Origin of the sequence: Lactobacillus amylovorus DSM 20531 (assembly GCF_002706375.1) — a bacterium.
Classification (GTDB): domain Bacteria; phylum Bacillota; class Bacilli; order Lactobacillales; family Lactobacillaceae; genus Lactobacillus; species Lactobacillus amylovorus.
In genome coordinates this window covers 1,876,614-1,892,920 of record NZ_CP017706.1, presented here as the reverse complement: position 1 = coordinate 1,892,920, position 16,307 = coordinate 1,876,614, and the positions used below count along the sequence as shown (strand labels likewise).

The 16,307-nt window shown below is 38.0% G+C and carries 14 protein-coding genes and 2 pseudogenes; 2 read left to right on the top strand and 14 right to left on the bottom strand.

Annotated elements, in window-relative coordinates; genetic code table 11:
- Window positions 1-2: 2 nt before the first annotated feature.
- Window positions 3-434, bottom strand: a complete 432-nt coding sequence (gene mraZ, locus LA20531_RS09725; protein ID WP_013437620.1) for a division/cell wall cluster transcriptional repressor MraZ — start codon at window positions 432-434, stop codon at window positions 3-5.
- A 172-nt stretch (window positions 435-606) separates the two neighbouring features.
- Window positions 607-936 (bottom strand): DUF3397 domain-containing protein, encoded by a 330-nt coding sequence (locus LA20531_RS09720; protein WP_056939675.1) that lies wholly within the window; start codon window positions 934-936, stop codon window positions 607-609.
- A gap of 92 nt (window positions 937-1,028) precedes the next feature.
- Between LA20531_RS09720 and LA20531_RS09715 the strand changes: the two genes are divergently transcribed.
- A complete protein-coding gene (locus tag LA20531_RS09715; RefSeq protein WP_082589002.1) occupies window positions 1,029-1,163 on the top strand; it encodes a DUF4044 domain-containing protein in 135 nt (44 codons plus the stop codon).
- Between the two features lie 36 nt (window positions 1,164-1,199).
- Here the strand turns inward: LA20531_RS09715 and mreD are convergent, their stop codons facing one another.
- From mreD to ezrA, 12 genes and pseudogenes are all read right to left on the bottom strand, one after another.
- Window positions 1,200-1,739 (bottom strand): rod shape-determining protein MreD, encoded by a 540-nt coding sequence (gene mreD, locus LA20531_RS09710; RefSeq protein WP_056939676.1) that lies wholly within the window; start codon window positions 1,737-1,739, stop codon window positions 1,200-1,202.
- The gene (gene mreC, locus LA20531_RS09705; protein ID WP_056939723.1) at window positions 1,739-2,590 is read right to left on the bottom strand and encodes a rod shape-determining protein MreC; all 852 of its coding nucleotides are present in this window, start codon (window positions 2,588-2,590) and stop codon (window positions 1,739-1,741) included. Before mreC ends, mreD begins: the two co-directional genes overlap by 1 nt.
- A gap of 45 nt (window positions 2,591-2,635) precedes the next feature.
- Window positions 2,636-3,640: a rod shape-determining protein gene (locus LA20531_RS09700; RefSeq protein ID WP_013437615.1), complete on the bottom strand. Its 1,005-nt coding sequence runs from the start codon at window positions 3,638-3,640 to the stop codon at window positions 2,636-2,638.
- A gap of 95 nt (window positions 3,641-3,735) precedes the next feature.
- Window positions 3,736-4,359 carry a JAB domain-containing protein gene (locus tag LA20531_RS09695; protein ID WP_056939677.1) on the bottom strand — a complete coding sequence of 208 codons (624 nt, stop codon included), beginning with the start codon at window positions 4,357-4,359 and terminating at the stop codon, window positions 3,736-3,738.
- A 37-nt stretch (window positions 4,360-4,396) separates the two neighbouring features.
- Entirely contained in the window at window positions 4,397-5,074 is a 678-nt protein-coding gene (locus tag LA20531_RS09690) for an HAD family hydrolase (RefSeq protein WP_056939678.1), read from the bottom strand.
- Window positions 5,064-6,335 carry a bifunctional folylpolyglutamate synthase/dihydrofolate synthase gene (locus LA20531_RS09685; RefSeq protein ID WP_056939679.1) on the bottom strand — a complete coding sequence of 424 codons (1,272 nt, stop codon included), beginning with the start codon at window positions 6,333-6,335 and terminating at the stop codon, window positions 5,064-5,066. Before LA20531_RS09685 ends, LA20531_RS09690 begins: the two co-directional genes overlap by 11 nt.
- Window positions 6,336-8,975 carry a valine--tRNA ligase gene (locus LA20531_RS09680; RefSeq protein WP_056939680.1) on the bottom strand — a complete coding sequence of 880 codons (2,640 nt, stop codon included), beginning with the start codon at window positions 8,973-8,975 and terminating at the stop codon, window positions 6,336-6,338.
- 315 nt (window positions 8,976-9,290) lie between these two features.
- Window positions 9,291-10,280 (bottom strand): annotated as a pseudogene (locus LA20531_RS09675) (IS30 family transposase).
- A 176-nt stretch (window positions 10,281-10,456) separates the two neighbouring features.
- Window positions 10,457-11,155: pseudogene (locus tag LA20531_RS09670) on the bottom strand (pseudouridine synthase).
- 47 nt (window positions 11,156-11,202) lie between these two features.
- Window positions 11,203-12,420 carry a tRNA uracil 4-sulfurtransferase ThiI gene (thiI, locus tag LA20531_RS09665; RefSeq protein ID WP_056939682.1) on the bottom strand — a complete coding sequence of 406 codons (1,218 nt, stop codon included), beginning with the start codon at window positions 12,418-12,420 and terminating at the stop codon, window positions 11,203-11,205.
- Complete coding sequence (locus tag LA20531_RS09660; protein ID WP_056939683.1) at window positions 12,420-13,580, bottom strand: cysteine desulfurase family protein; 1,161 nt, start codon at window positions 13,578-13,580, stop codon at window positions 12,420-12,422. The genes thiI and LA20531_RS09660 overlap by 1 nt, the downstream gene beginning before the upstream one ends.
- A gap of 90 nt (window positions 13,581-13,670) precedes the next feature.
- Window positions 13,671-15,380, bottom strand: a complete 1,710-nt coding sequence (ezrA, locus tag LA20531_RS09655) for a septation ring formation regulator EzrA (RefSeq protein WP_056939684.1) — start codon at window positions 15,378-15,380, stop codon at window positions 13,671-13,673.
- Window positions 15,381-15,662: 282 nt separating this feature from the next.
- On the opposite strand from ezrA, the gene rpsD reads away from it, so the two are divergent.
- The gene (gene rpsD / locus LA20531_RS09650) at window positions 15,663-16,274 is read left to right on the top strand and encodes a 30S ribosomal protein S4 (protein WP_056939685.1); all 612 of its coding nucleotides are present in this window, start codon (window positions 15,663-15,665) and stop codon (window positions 16,272-16,274) included.
- The last annotated feature ends 33 nt before the right edge of the window (window positions 16,275-16,307 follow it).

Below are 16,307 nucleotides of genomic sequence, written 5' to 3'. Positions count from 1 at the left end.
TTTTATAGTTCAATGTCGTCCAAATTTTCAGCAATGTCATCATAGTCTTCGTTAGCTTCTTCTTCGAAGCTATCCCAACGCTCCTTAGACCAAATTTCAATTCGGTTAGAAACACCTATAATGACACATTCTTTTATGAGTTTAGCATGGTCTTTGAGCGTTGCTGTCAGATTAACGCGACCCTGCTTATCAAACTCACATTCCATCGCACCAGAGTAGAATAAACGCATAAATTTACGCGCATTCCTCTTAGTCAACGGAAGTTTTGCTAATTTAGCTTCAATCTTTGACCATTCGTCCATCGAATAGCCAAAAATGCAGCCTTCCATTCCTCGCGTGAACACCATCTTGTCGCCAATCTGTTCACGCAGTTTCGCTGGTATAATTAAACGACCCTTGCTATCCAGATTGTGGTGGTATTCACCCATGAACATGGTCTAGCCCCCTTCCACTAAATAATTTACCACAATTCACCACTCTCTACCACCTGCATGGGCAAAAAATACAGATTTTTAGATTTATTTATAATTTTTCTTTTTACAAAATTTAAAAAAGGTGCAAAATATTATCATTTTGCACCTTTCGTATATACAAATAAGATCTGTCTCATATAAGCATCATTAATAATAATCCCACGTACCATAAACTAGTACATGCGGCTAAATAGTCCCATAATTTGCGTAATGTTTTGCTTAAAGAAATATTTTTATTCTTTATCGCATCATTCAGTGAAACAACGATAACCAAGATAAAATAAATCAAAAAGCCATATGGTAAAAAAGAAGGTTGATTCATATGCGCCGTAATTAAATTGCATCCCGCGATGAAAAAGAATGGCAAAACATCGTAACCTCTAAACTGCGCATGTGGAAATAATAAATTGATTACAAAAGCAACCACTAAACCAATAATCGGCATTAGGAAAATATAAAGCATAAAAGTTCCTCCATTCCTTTATTCTAAACTACAATTGATTTGAAAAAAACTATTAATAAGCATAAAATATTGTTCAAATAGGAGGGCTTTTTATGGCACGAAAGAAGAAAAAGAAATCTGGTTTTCAAAAATTGACTATTGTCATGGCATGGCTAATGGCTTTCATTACCTTAGCAGCAGTTATCGCTGGAGCTGTTGGTGCAATGGCCAATGCAGGAATGTTTTAAAAAAAGACACGGAAAAATTTTCCGTGTCTTTTTTATTTATACTCGATAAGCATTCAAATCAATTAAGAATGGATAATCTTGTGCTAAGTTGCCCCAAATCCAATACAAAAGAGCAAAAACTAAAGTAGACCAGCCTAAGTTGACTAATAATGATAATAATAATGCGTGCATTGAGGCATCAGCTAAACCTACCGCTTTAAAGATCAGCCAACTATAAGCAATAAAAACTGTAGTTCCAAGCAATATTACTATTAATCTTGCCCCAAAAAATTCAGGTAAGAAGCGTGCGATTCTTTGGCAAAGCCAACAGCTAACCGGTAAAAATACAGTATAGATACCGATAATGCCATAGAAATAAACATCCGCCACGATTCCTGTACCGATTGCCAGCCAAATTTCATTTTCATTTGTATCATCGAATAGCCCAATCAACATCATACTGATTGGCAAAATCACACTGGCTGCACCGAAGCTGCCATAATTCATGAACTGATGCAAATAAAATGAGCAAATACCATCGATAATCAATGCGACAAACATAGCAATAGCTAAAACCCATTTACGAAAAATAGACATTAGTTAGCCACCTGTCTTTCAATGACTGTGACAACAGAAGGATCATTAATATCGCCTGCTGGCTTAATTCTAATTTGGTCAGACAAGCCGAAAGAATCACGCGTGGTAGTAGTTACAGTACCAATTAATAAACCCTTAGGTGAATTGCCACCCATACCACTAGTGTAAACTCTAGTACCAGCTTTTAACTTACGGCCATCAACTACTTGAGTAAAGGCTAAATTATTATTAGAAGTAACAGTAATAATTCCGTGCACTGTTTTTCCGTTAATGGCATCTGCTTGCACTGCGAAACGGTTAGCTGATTCATCAGTTGTAGTAATTAATTCAACCTTAGATGAAGCAGCATTGGCTTCAACAATTCGGCCAATAACACCGCCACCACACATAACGGCCATGTTCTTTCTAATACCTGCAGAACTACCCTTGTTAATAGTCAATAAATCTGACCAAGTATCAGGTGATCTCGAAATCACTGATGCATTAACTAAGGTATATCCACTCAATGTATCCTTTAGTTTCAATGCAGACTTTAATTGACGATTTTCTTTTTCAAGAGCCGAATTCCGTACCTTGGTTTGACCCAAGTTAGTAACTTCACGCTTTAAGTGATTATTCTCTTCTTGAGTATTTAAAATGTCATGAGCACTGTTCAAGCCGCCAGAAACCCAGCCAACAGGAACATCAACAATCCTTGTACCTAAAGCAACAATATCATTGCCTAAGCTTTGGATCAGTAATGGTGTATTACGTTTCTTGCGTAAGCTGACGCTTCCACCTAAAACGACTAAAACAACGATAACTATAATAAATGCTGATAATAATTTTTTGTTTTGCAGAAATTTTTTCATTAAGAATTGATCCCAAAGAAAAACCGGCAACAGCCGGCTTTTTTATTATTTGCGACTTCTACGCATTACTTCAATATTCTTAAGTGATTCACCAGTACCAATTGCTACACAATCAAGCGGATCTTGAGCAATAAATACAGGTACCTTAGTTGCTTCAGAAATAACTTCTGGCAAATTCTTAAGAAGTGCGCCACCACCAGTTAAAACGATACCGTGATCGATAACGTCAGCGGCAATTTCTGGTGAAGTTTGTTCCAAAGTTTCTTTAATTGCTACGATAATGTCTTGAACAACATCTTGAATAGCCTTAGCAATATCAACTGCTTCAACATCGATTGATTTTGGCAAGCCGGTTACCAAATCACGACCACGGATATTCATTGATTCAATTTCCTTAGCCTTTTCAACAGAAGCTGAGCCAATTTGAATCTTAATATCTTCAGCAGTTCTTTCACCGATTAATAAGTTAAAGTTTGAGTGAATGTAGTTAATAATTGCATTGTTAAACTTGTCACCAGCTTGACGAATTGAAGTTGATGAAACGATACCACCAAGTGAAATAGTAGCAACATCAGTAGTACCACCACCGATATCAACAACCATTGAACCTGTAGGATCCATAACTGGAAGACCTGCACCAATAGCTGCTGCGAATGGTTCTTCAATTACGAAAGCTTCACGTGCGCCAGCTACTCTAGCAGCATCAATTACAGCACGCTTTTCAACTTCAGTAACACCTGATGGTACACAAACCATTACTGAAGGCTTAGAATTGCCAACTGTCTTTTCCATAAAGTATTTAAGCATAGCTGCTGTAGTATCGTAGTCAGCAATTACACCGTCCTTCATAGGACGAATTGCTACGATAGTACCAGGCGTTCTACCAATCATTTCCTTAGCTTCTGAACCTACAGCGATAACTTCACCTGTTTGCGTATTCTTTGCTACTACGGAAGGTTCTCTTAAAACGATTCCTTTACCTTCCATATAAACGAGTGTATTGGCTGTACCTAAATCGATACCAATATTTTTTGTACCTAATCCAAACACAAAAATCTCTCCTTAATTGTTGCGGTCTCTAAATCTTGAATAATTATAGCATACTATAACTTTAAAGGTGATTTTCGCGCGAATTTTAAAGAAGTTTAAACTAATTTTTCTTCACGCATGCTCAGATAGTGACCTTGACCCACAATAAAGTGGTCCAAAAAGTCAATTTTCATCATCTTTGCTACTTGGCATAAATCCTCCGTTAATTCAAAATCACTGGAAGACGGCATTAGTTTGCCACTCGGATGATTATGAGCAATAAAAATCCCTGAACAGCCATAGATTACAGCCCAACGAAAAATCTCCCGCGGATGGGCTACTGATCTGTTTAATGTACCTTGAAATAATTTTTTCTCGGCAATGATATGACTAGCATTATCAATATATAATGCCCAAAGCTCTTCTTGTTTATGTCCTACTAATTTATCAGCTAAATAATTGCCCACTTCTACGCTGGAAGTCAAAACCGCTTTGCGTTTAGGCGAAGCCAGGCGCAAACGATCTAATACTTCCTCGGCGGCAATGGCAATATCATCTGGACAGTCAGGACCGGTAATAAACTGAACTAAATCATCAAAATTAGCCAACTGATTTTTACCAAAAAAGTTTTCTAATTCTCTAAAATCGGTTATTCCCTTATCCTCAAACTGTCTAAATAATTGAACTAACAACTCTAGGTCTGTTCTTACAAAGCAATGACTTGAATTTTTTTCTTTCATGAAAATTCCTCCTCATTACTTATTACGCAAAAAAGAGCTAAATTCTTTTGAGAAATTCAAAAAAGTTTTGACAAATCATTGCGGCGTTAGTCCGATCTTTTCCCGTTGGGGGAATCAAATCGGGCACCATCACGCATTTTAAACCAGCACTGGCTGCTGATTGAACACCAGTAGATGAATCTTCAAACACCAGAATATTTTCTTTAGGCAAATGCATCTTCTTAGCAGCTGTTAAATAAATATCTGGTGCTGGCTTTGGTTCAATATGACCCTTTTGCACATCTAGATAACTGATATGGAAATCAAAATAATTTCTAATACCAGTTGCCCAAAGCACGTGTTGCACAACGTCTTCATAATTACTTGAGGCAATGGCCATATGCATTCCACGCTTTTGAAATTCATCTAGTGCTTCTTGCACGCCAGGCTGTAATTTCAATTTTCCTTCATCGGTCCACTGCCAAACGAGGTCGTCGGTTCGCTTAATGAAGCGATCACGATCAGCGTCGGTTTTGAAATACTTATGATAAAAATCCTGCATTTCCTTAACTGTGGCACCAGTTAATTTCAAATATGCATCGCGCGGCGTACCAAGATTTTCCTCTTCTGCCGCTTGGATATTTGCATCCCAATACAGTTTTTCTGAATTAACCAGCAAGCCATCCATGTCAAAAACAATGCCTTGAATATCATCATTTATTCCTTTAACGTGCATCATTTTTTCCTTTCCAATTTAAAATTGCACTTACCAAATAAAACGAGCCAGTAACTAACAAAATATCGTTATCCGCCATTTTATTCTTTAACGTGGTTAGCCCTCTTTGATAGTCCCGTTCATAATTATATCTTCTTTGCACATCAATTGGAAAATCATTTTGTTTGGCTACACGTGGATAATCTAGCGTTGTAAGCAAAACATCATCATTTTGCTTAAACAAGGCAAAGACTTGCTCTAAATCTTTATCCTTCATCATGGTTACTAGTGCATGGAGATGACCCTGTCTTTTTTCAGCTAATTGATGAACCGTTTTAAGCAGATTAGTCATGGCCTGAATATTATGAGCACCGTCCAAAATAATCAATGGCTTGGTCTGCAATACTTGATAACGACCAGGTATTACTGTCTGATCAATCGCCTGCTCCACTTTTTCATTTGTTAAAGGCAAATCGAGTAAAAAGAAAGTTCGAACCGCAATAGCAATATCGAAACCCTCAACTTGCGGACGCAATTTAAAGGCAAGCTCATGTTCATTGTCTGAATAAACAATTTGTTCATCTAGTTTAACTTCAAAATTGCGACCTAATTGATAAAGAGGTGCCTGCTCTTTTTCTGCTTTTTGTTTTAAAATTGGCAAAACTTCTTGTGGCACATTCCCCAAAACCACTGGTCTATTTCTTTTTATAATGCCACTTTTTTCACGGGCAATATCTTGAATCGTAGGACCAATAATTTGCTCATGATCCAAGCCAATGGTAGTAATAATGCTGGCCTCTGGCGTAATCACATTGGTTTTATCATGTTCACCACCAATGCCTACTTCAATTACGGCATAATCGCATTTTTGGTCTGCAAAATAGACAAAAGCTATCGCTACTTCATATTCAAAGGTAACCAATGAGAAGTCATTATCTTCTTTTTGAATTTCTTCAAAAGCTGCTTGCACCTTATTGGCTGCTTTTACCAAATCTTGATCGCTAATATCTTGATTGTTCAGTTGAATTCGTTCGTTAAAACGATAAACATAAGGTGAGACAAAAAGGCCAGTCTTCTGACCAGCCTTTTTAAGCAGAGTTGCTAAATAATATGAAGTTGAGCCTTTACCATTCGTACCTGTAATATGAACGGTTTTTACTTGATCTTGCGGATTGCCCAATTTTGCCAATATCTTTTTGATAAAAGATAAATCATTTTTTGGATGCAAGTGTGGCAAAGAATACAAGCAAGAAATTACTTCTTGGGCATTAGTAAACTTCAATTATTTACTCTCCTTCAAGTCTTGAATTCTTTCACGAACGCCACTTAATTGACTTTCGTAGTCAGCCTTCTTTTCCTTTTCTTTGTTAACAACTGCTTCTGGAGCGTGGTCAACAAAGCCTTTGTTAGCAAGCTTCTTTTCACAACGAGCAACTTCGTCTTCAAGACGCTTTTCTTCTTTTTCCATCTTAGCTAATTCGTCATCAACGTTAACAAGTTCAGTCAATGGAACAAAGATTTGTGCGCCTGGAATAACTGCAGTCTTAGCCAATTTTGGAGCTTCAATTTCTTCAGCTACTTCAAGCTTCTTAGGGTGTAAGAAGTTTTCTACGTAGTCAGCATTTTCATCCAAAATGTGCTTATCCTTAGCATCATCCAATTGAATCATGATATCAATCTTAGATGACATTGGTGCGTTAACTTCCATACGGATGTTACGTACAGCCTTGATAGTTTCAATCAAGAAGGCCATATCATTATCTGCTTGCTCATTTTCAAATTCTTTATGAGTCTCAGGGTACTTAGCTACCATGATTGACTTGCCTTCGTGTGGCATTGAAAGCCAAAGCTTTTCGGTTACGAATGGCATAATTGGGTGCATCAAACGCAAGATTTGATCAAGAATCCAAACAAGGTTTTCTTGCTTTCTAGCCTTTAATTCTTCGTCATCACCGTTTAAAGCAACCTTAGAAATTTCGATGTACCAGTCACAGAAGTCGTTCCAGATAAAGTTGTAAAGTTCACGACCTGCTTCACCAAACTTGTATTCATCAAAGAGTCTAGTTACTTCACTTACAGTGTGGTTCAAACGATCAAAGATCCATCTGTCTGACAAATCAAACTTAGAAACTTCAGGCATGTGAGCTGGCTTAGCATCTTCCGGCAAGTTCATGATTACGAAACGACTTGCGTTCCAAATCTTGTTGATGAAGTTCCAAGCAGCTGATAACTTCTTAGGATCATAACGAGTATCTTGACCAGGAGCAGTACCGTTAAGCAAGAACCAACGAAGAGCGTCGGCACCGTACTTGTCAACAACATCCATTGGGTCAACACCGTTACCAAGTGATTTACTCATCTTGCGGCCTTGTTCGTCACGCATCAAACCGTGCAAAACAACATCGTTGAATGGACGCTTGCCAGTAAAGTGCAAACTTTGGAACATCATTCTGGATACCCAGAAGAAGATGATGTCGTAACCAGTTACCAAAGCATTGGTTGGGAAGTAACGCTTGAAGTCTTCTGAATCAGTGTCAGGCCAGCCTAAAGTTGAGAATGGCCAAAGAGCACTTGAGAACCAAGTATCAAGTACGTCTGGATCTTGTTCCCAGTTTTCAGCATCCTTAGGAGCATCAACACCTACGTAAGTTTCACCAGTCTTCTTGTTGTACCAAGCTGGAATTCTGTGACCCCACCATAATTGACGTGAAATACACCAATCGTGAACATCTTCCATCCAATGATCAAGAGTACCTTCGAAACGTTCTGGAACGAAGTTTACCTTGCCGTCGGTCTTTTGATTTTCAAGAACCTTGTCAGCAAGTGGCTTCATCTTAACGAACCATTGCTTAGAAAGTCTTGGTTCAACTTGAACGCCTGAACGTTCTGAGTGACCTACTGAGTGAACGATTGGTTCAATCTTGATCAAGTAACCTTGTTCCTTAAGGTCCTTAACTAATGCTTCACGACAGTCGAAACGATCCATACCGGCATACTTGCCAGCTTCTTCGTTCATAGTACCGTCATCGTTCATAACATTGATACGCTTTAAGTTATGACGGTTACCAACTTGGAAGTCGTTAGGGTCATGAGCTGGGGTAATCTTTACCAAACCAGTACCAAATTCTGGGTCTACGTGTTGGTCTTCAATAATTGGAATATGACGACCTACGAGTGGCAAGATCAATTCCTTACCTACAAGATCCTTGTAACGCTTGTCACCTGGTGCTACGGCAACAGCGGTATCACCAAACATGGTTTCAGGACGAGTAGTAGCAATTTCTACATAACCTGAGCCATCTACAAATGGATATTTAATGTGGTAGAAGGCACCCTTATCGTCTTTGTGAATAACTTCGATATCACTTAAAGCAGTTTGCAAAGCTGGGTCCCAGTTGATGATGTATTCACCACGGTAAATTAAACCTTCGTTGTAAAGTTGAACGAAAACCTTCTTAACAGCCTTTGAAAGACCTTTGTCCAAAGTAAATCTTTCTCTTGAGTAGTCAAGTGAAAGACCCATCTTAGCCCATTGGCCCTTGATAATTGCCGCATATTCATCTTTCCAGTCCCAAACTTGCTTAACGAACTTTTCACGGCCCATTTGGTGACGGTCTTTACCTTGCTTACGCAATTTTGCTTCAACCTTAGCTTGCGTAGCAATACCAGCGTGGTCCATACCTGGAAGGTAAAGGGTGTCGTAACCTTGCATACGTTTGAAACGAATCAAAGTATCTTGAATTGCAGTATCCCATGCGTGACCTAAGTGCAACTTACCAGTTACATTTGGTGGTGGAATAACAATTGAATATGGGTGAGCTTTTTTGTCACCAGATGGCTTGAACAAATCTTCATCAAGCCAGGTTTGATATCTGCCCTTTTCAACCTCATTAGGGTTATATTTAGGTGCTAAATCTGTCATTAAATAATTCCTCCAATAAAAAAAGTCCTAGACGAAATTGTCTAGGACGATTTACTAACCGCGGTACCACCTAAGATTAAGCATGCTAAAAAGCATACTCCTCTCAATAAGCGATAACGGCGCTGAAGTGTCCGGACTAGCCTACTTAGGTTCAGTTAGTCAGCTAATCAAGCTACAAATCAACTTCTGGCCTCTCAGCTATTCTGGCTTTTCTCTGTAAATAAAGTCGATTACTCTTGATTATGGCTTTGTTTACGATTATAGCATTTTAACCAATGATAAAAAAGACGTAAATTGCAATAATAAATTGAACATTTATACTGCTTGATAGATATGATCTAATTCTTTCTCAAAGATTTCATCTGGAGTATGATATGCCAAGATCTTTCTTAGTAGTGAATTGCACCAGGTTTCAATGTCAATGATTTCCTGAAGAGAATAGTTATTGATGTAATCACCCTTAGGAATGAATCTGCGAATGAGCCCATTATGTCTTTCAACAGTGCCTTTATTGCAAGAAGTATATGGATGGGCGTAATAGACTAAGGTATTAGATACTTCCTCTAGATTGGAAAGATCCGCAAACTCTGAACCATTGTCAGTTGTAATTGTCTTGAAGATTTCATTCCAGTGCTCACTATACTGCTTATGTAGAGTTTGAAAAGCGCTCATAACACTGGCAGCTGTCTTGTCTGGAATACGCAAGATTAGAAATTCACGGCTCATTCGCTCAGACAAAGTTAGCAGTACTTGATCATTAATCTCTTTAGGGCGTTCTTCAATGCTTCGACCTAATTTCTTCTTGTTCTTATGAACACGATGAATTTTAGTATTACGCTTTAACTTCTCAGGCAAATCAGAGTTTCTGATAGCCAACAAGCCTTGATCTACATAGTTATATAGAGTTCTAGTGCAGACTATCTGGTCGCTGCTAAATTAACCCACAGCCAAGCAGCGATTGGCACATACATCAAGTGACCAATTGTCTTCAAAGAAATGCTTATTGACATACTTGATAAAGTCAGATTTCTTCAAGAAGTCTGATTTGCGACCACAGTGGCGTCGGTTAGTCTGATAAACACTTTGACCATGATCAGCCTTGTAACGCTTCTGTTTGCCACGATAAAGAGTAACAGTGCCTCGTCTAACTTCGTAACTGATTGTAGAAGGCGAACAGCACAACTCACGAGCGATAGCTCTGATAGAGCAGCCATCCTTCAAGCGAGTTTGAATAACAACCCGTTGTTCAAATGATAAATGCTTTCCCTTTTGATGCTCAGGCATGATAGAATGTAAAGAGTCCATTTGTGACCTCGTTTCTGAATGTTTTGTGGTAATTACATTTTATCAAACAGGTCCAAATGGACTTTTTATTTTTCTAAAGTGTTCAATTTGATTTTACAATCGGCGTTTATTTATATTTTTTAATTATTACTTAATTTTTATTGAATATATTAGTATAAAATTATTTACTTTATATTCTAAATTTTCTCTAAGCTAAGTTCAACATATTTACCACGCCTTAAATCAGCTGGCAAATGTAACTTTCCCATCTACAATCTATCCAGTACCGTAACTTTCATCCCCACCGCGCCAAACATTCGCTTAATTTGATGATACTTTCCTTCGCTAATCTCAATTTCAATCTCAGAAGTATCATTTTCCTTATCTTGCTTTAAAACTTTCAATTTAGCTGGCTTTAACTTAGTTCCATCGCCCAGTGTCATGCAAGATGCAAAAGTTTTAACAGTTTTATCATCTGCCACACCTGCTATTTGCGCACGATAAACTTTAGCCACGTGCTTATTTGGTGCTAACAATTCATGATTTAATTGACCATCATTAGTCAAAAGAAGCAAGCCAGTCGTATCTTTATCGAGTCTACCTACTGGCACAATTCCTTGATAACGATCTTCAGGCTTAAGCAATGAAATAACTGTCTTCTGACTGCAGTCCTCTGTAGCAGAAAGAACCCCCTTAGGCTTATTCAATAAAAAGTAATGATATTTTTGATAAGCTACTTTTTCGCCACTAACTGTGACAATATCCTCTTCATCAATCTTCTCTTTAGGCGTTTTGACAGTTTTACCATTTACAGCCACTACACCCTTTTTAATTAATTGATGAACTTCTTTTCTTGAGCCAACATTCATATTAGCCAAATATTTATCAATTCTCATAATTTCACCTACAAAAAAAGCTAGAAGTTAGACTTCTAGCTAAATTGTTACAATAAGCTTGCGTCTTCTTGAGCCTTATCGTCCAAGAATTTTTCGTTTGGATAAATTGGTGTAACTTCAATACCATCCAAAGCTCTTTGAATAAGTCCTTCCACATCAAGACGAGCTTCATATTCGCGAGCTTTTTCAAGCTTTGGCTTAGTCTTAGGACGTGGTGGAGCAAAAATAGTACAGCAATCTTCAAATGGTTGAATTGAAAGATCAAAGGTACCAATTTCTTCAGCCTTAGCAATGATTTCAGTCTTGTCCATTGTAGCTACTGGACGAATAACTGGCGTGGTAGTTACATCATTGATGGCAACCATTGATTGTAAAGTTTGAGAAGCAACTTGACCAACTGATTCACCGTTAAAGATTGCTAAGCCACCGCGCATTGCACGGATACGATCAGCAAGTTGAAGCATGAAACGGCGTTGAACAGTCATCAAGTAGCCTTCAGGCAACTTTTCCTTAATGGTTTCTTGAATTTCAGCAAATGGGACAGCAATAAAATTAATTTTACCTGCATAATTTGCCAAAATACCAGTAAGTTCCTTAGCCTTAGCCAATGCCTTTTCAGTAGTGTAAGGAGGGCTAAAGAAGTGAACCATTTCAATATCTACCCCGCGCTTCAAAGCAAGCCATGAAGCAACTGGCGAATCAATACCACCTGAAAGCATCATCACTGCCTTACCAGCAGTACCTACAGGCATACCGCCAACACCGTGAAGAAGTTGGTTTGAAATGTAAACAGCGTCTTGGCGTACTTCAATTCTAAGTACTAAATCTGGATGCTTCATTTCAGCCTTCAAGTGATCGATATGATCAAATAAGTAATCACCAACCAAATTGTTAAGTTGATTAGTGTCGTATTCAAACTTGTGATCACTACGCTTAGTATTTACCTTAAAAGTCATGCCTGGCTTAAAAGTTTCATTCATTAATTCCAAAGAAGTTTTTTCAATATCTTCCAAGGTTTTAGGAATTTTAATTGCTGGTGAGTAGGTTTGAATACCAAACACCTTTTTCAGGCGTTTATCAACTTCAGCAAATGGCGCACCGTTTAAAATGATGTGCATGCGGTCGTGACGTGGGTGGAATTCAATTTGAGGAAAATCCTTCAATACTCTTTCAACGTTGGTTGCCAAACGATTGATAAAGTCCTTTCTGTTCTTTCCCTTAGTTGAGAGCTCCCCGTAACGGACCATAACTTCTGTATATTCCATTAATTTTCTCCCAAATGATTAATTTTAGCAAAATGGTTATAGATCTTATCAAAGACCTTGATAAACTCATCTGCCTCTTCAAGCGTATTCGTTTCATCAAAACTTAAACGAATTGCACTAGTAGCAATCTTATCATCAATATGCATAGAAACCAAGGTGCTTGCTTCATCTGCTGTCTTTGAAGCACAAGCAGAAGTAGTTGAAGTATAAATATCTTGATCTTCAAGCGTATGCACCAAAGTTTCTCCACGAATGCCTTCTAAGGCAAAGCATAAAATGTGTGGTGCAAAGTTGTCTTGAACTGGTGAAAAGATATCAATACCTGGCTTTTGCTTCAAATAATCAACAATCTTTGCCTTAATTGCAGCTTCTCTAGCAGCCTTTTCAGGTTCATCTTCAAGTAAAAGACGAATTGCTTTTGCCATCCCTGCAATTGCTGGTAAGTTTTCGGTACCTGAACGAAGCCCCTTTTCTTGGCCGCCACCATCATTAAGCGGACTAAGCATCTTGCCTTCTTTTTTATAAAGAATACCAATACCACGAGGTGCATGGAACTTGTGAGCAGATAAGCTAGATAAGTCTACTCTTGGTGTGAAGACTTTATCCCAAATATTCTTGCCAAGTGCTTGAACGTTATCAACGTGGAATTGAATCGTTGGATAATTTTCAAGCAAATCACTAATTTCATCGATTGGTTGAATGGTCCCAATCTCGTTATTAACACCCATGATTGAAACTAGCGTTGTATCTGAATCAATTGCATTTCTTAGGTCATTAACATTAACTCTACCTTTCTTATCTACTGGAAGTCGAGTCACACGCCAGCCCAAGTTTTCCAAAGCAGTGAAGCTATTGGCAACTGAAGCATGTTCAACACTAGAAGTAATGATATGCTTACCAAATTCCCGCTTTTGAATAGCAGTTCCCTTGATCGCTGTATTATTTGATTCTGTACCACCTGAGGTAAAGAAAATTTCATGTTGTTTTACACCTAATAATCCAGCAATTTGCTTGCGAGATGCTTCAAGCAATTGGTGAGCACGGTCCCCCATTTTATGCAAACTGGAAGGATTGCCCCAAATATTGGTTGCTACCTTGTTATAAGTATCCAATACTTGAGGATCTATCTTAGTTGTTGCACTGTTATCAAAATAAATCACAAATATTACCCCTTCATTAAAAAACGGCCAATTGCTTGACCGTTCATTGACTTCTAAATTTTAGCCCAAATAATTAAAAGCTTCAATTATTTACTCTCTTTGTTCTGAATAATATGCATTTTCAAGACGTTGGTAGCTGCCTGGTTCTACTTTTTCAAGTGCAGTAGCAATGGTATCTAATGCATCTTTGTAGTTATATTCATTGTACAGCTGCATTGCGAGCTTTTGGGCCTGCTTAATTGCATCTTTATCAGCGTACTTATTAGAATATTGCATTGTTAATTCAACTAAGTTAGCAGAATTAATAATATCATCAGCTTCGCGCTTAAGTCTTTCAACATCATCAGAAATTTGGATCAATTCATTAGAAATCTTTTCCATATTGATTCTAACTTGACTTAACTCATCGCTGACATGACCGATTTCATTAACTACCAAGGTATACATTTGAACAAAACTATCTGGATTACCTGGCAAGTTGCGTCTTTCAAGGCGACGATATACTAACGAAACTTCTTGCTTAAAGCGTTTGATAGAATCATTAGCGACGTTTTCTGAATCATACAAGCCATCAACATCTGTTGACATCTTAGCTTGTTCTTGATCGATTTCACGCAAACGATCTAGCATTTGCAACCATGAATCTTGAATTGCGGAGTAAACACCTTTGCCGTCGGCAATACTTTGCGTATCGACGGTATATTGGCGATTCATATCATTGACTTCTCTTTCAAGTTCCTTACTCTTCTCAAGTTCACCGTGAGTTAATTCGTAACTTTCATCAATATGTTGCAATTTTTCAACGAGTTTCTTTGAAGCAGCCTGTTGATGAGCAATCAAAGTCAACATCTTATTTTGATTCTTCTCAACAAATGGACGAGCCTTGTATTCCTTAGCCAAAGCAGTATAAAGTTCATCGATTTCACCAGAGATCTTTTTATTTTCTTTGGCTAATTCATCAACCTTAGTCTCTGCAAGCAACTTGCGCGCATCATCAATTTCACAATGAATTTCTTTAATTCGCTTCAATACATCTATATCAGTAATGTAATACTTTTCTGAAACCATCTTCTTGTAGGCATCAGATAATTCACGCAATTGATCTTGGAAAACAACCTCTAATTGATGATTTCCTTCCTTAATCTTAGGCAAGCGTTTTTGCAATGCGCCTAAAGCCATTCTAATCTTAGACAATACGCGCTTAGCTTCAACATGATCACCTTGAGAGGAAAGGTTCTTGGCTTCTTCAAAGTCACTTTCCATTGATGCAAGTTGATCTTCAATTTGATCAATAGCTGCACCATATTCAAAGGAACCAGCCAAAACGCTCTTTCTAAGTTCACGATATACCTTAATCAAAGCATTATACTGCATTTGATTTTCTTTGTTTGATTCAAGCAGTTCTGTAAAAACGGCCTTAGTATTGCGAGCGTCTTCTAAAGTAGGCTTGATTATCTCTTGAGCTTCTTTGATATTTTTTCTAGCTTTGAAGAGCTTATAAGTGGTGTTTTCTTGGGCGGCTTCTTCAACTAACTGTTGCACGCGAGGCAATTTTTTAGTTGAAGTTTCATTGTAGCTCTTGCGCCAAGTATTTAATGTAGTTAGACTTTCACCGGCCAAATCCATTTTATCTAGTCGCGTAATGTCTTCTTCGAGATGCATTTTTTCAATTTCATTGACTGCTGCGTCAATTACTTCGATCGCACGCAGTTGCCTGCGGTTGACCCAAAGCATGAGTGCAATGACGACTATAATAAGGATGACAACGGCAATTATAATAATAGTTTGAATTGATGACATCGTTTATCCTCCAAAACTACTATAATTATAACAAAACATGGTATGAAGATGTGAAAAAGCTGTCCTATTTCTTGATTTATTATTCTGAAGCCTATATAATACTAATCGTGTAAAATATTTGCAGCAATAAGTGACAAGAACGTCAACATCTTGAAACGCTTTAGTGAACGAGTAACCCGCGCTGCATTGGGCGAAAATGTAAATCCAAGATGCACGAATGTTGAACTTATTCGTAATATTTTACTCCAAAAATTATCATTATAAATTTTATGGAGGATTTTTATGTCAAGATATACAGGTCCAAGTTGGAAACGTTCAAGAAGATTAGGTATTTCTCTTTCAGGTACTGGTAAGGAAATCGCTCGTCGTAACTACGCTCCAGGTCAACACGGTCCTAACAGTCGTGGTCGTTTATCAGAATACGGTCAACAATTGCACGAAAAGCAAAAGTTACGTTGGATGTACGGCTTAAACGAACGTCAATTTAGAACTTTGTTTGCTCGCGCTGGTAAGATTCGTGAAGGTCAACACGGTGTTAACTTCATGATCTTGCTTGAACGTCGTTTGGACAACATTGTTTACCGTCTTGGTTTAGCTACTACTAGAGAACAAGCTAGACAATTAGTTAACCATGGTCACATCACTGTTGACGGCAAGCGCGTTGACATTCCTTCATACGAAGTTTCAGTTGGTCAAACTATCGGTTTGAAGGAAAAGTCAAAGAACTTGCAACAAGTTAAGGATGCCTTAGATGCAGTTACTGCACGTCCATCATTTGTTTCATTTGACGACAACAAGATGGAAGGTTCTCTTGTACGTTTACCAGAACGTGACGAAATGGAACCAGAAATTGATGAATTACTCGTTGTTGAATACTACAACAAGTTACTTTAATTTTTACATTTTATTTTGTCGAAAGGCTTTCCC

Bases quoted from the DNA above. Each gene is read 5' to 3' on its own strand.
- mraZ (WP_013437620.1), bottom strand. From the start codon at position 434: ATGTTCATGGGTGAATACCACCACAATCTGGATAGCAAGGGTCGTTTA.
- LA20531_RS09720 (WP_056939675.1), bottom strand. From the start codon at position 936: ATGCTTTATATTTTCCTAATGCCGATTATTGGTTTAGTGGTTGCTTTT.
- LA20531_RS09715 (WP_082589002.1), top strand. From the start codon at position 1,029: ATGGCACGAAAGAAGAAAAAGAAATCTGGTTTTCAAAAATTGACTATT.
- mreD (WP_056939676.1), bottom strand. From the start codon at position 1,739: ATGTCTATTTTTCGTAAATGGGTTTTAGCTATTGCTATGTTTGTCGCA.
- mreC (WP_056939723.1), bottom strand. From the start codon at position 2,590: ATGAAAAAATTTCTGCAAAACAAAAAATTATTATCAGCATTTATTATA.
- LA20531_RS09695 (WP_056939677.1), bottom strand. From the start codon at position 4,359: ATGAAAGAAAAAAATTCAAGTCATTGCTTTGTAAGAACAGACCTAGAG.
- LA20531_RS09690 (WP_056939678.1), bottom strand. From the start codon at position 5,074: ATGCACGTTAAAGGAATAAATGATGATATTCAAGGCATTGTTTTTGAC.
- LA20531_RS09680 (WP_056939680.1), bottom strand. From the start codon at position 8,975: ATGACAGATTTAGCACCTAAATATAACCCTAATGAGGTTGAAAAGGGC.
- thiI (WP_056939682.1), bottom strand. From the start codon at position 12,420: ATGGAATATACAGAAGTTATGGTCCGTTACGGGGAGCTCTCAACTAAG.
- ezrA (WP_056939684.1), bottom strand. From the start codon at position 15,380: ATGTCATCAATTCAAACTATTATTATAATTGCCGTTGTCATCCTTATT.
- rpsD (WP_056939685.1), top strand. From the start codon at position 15,663: ATGTCAAGATATACAGGTCCAAGTTGGAAACGTTCAAGAAGATTAGGT.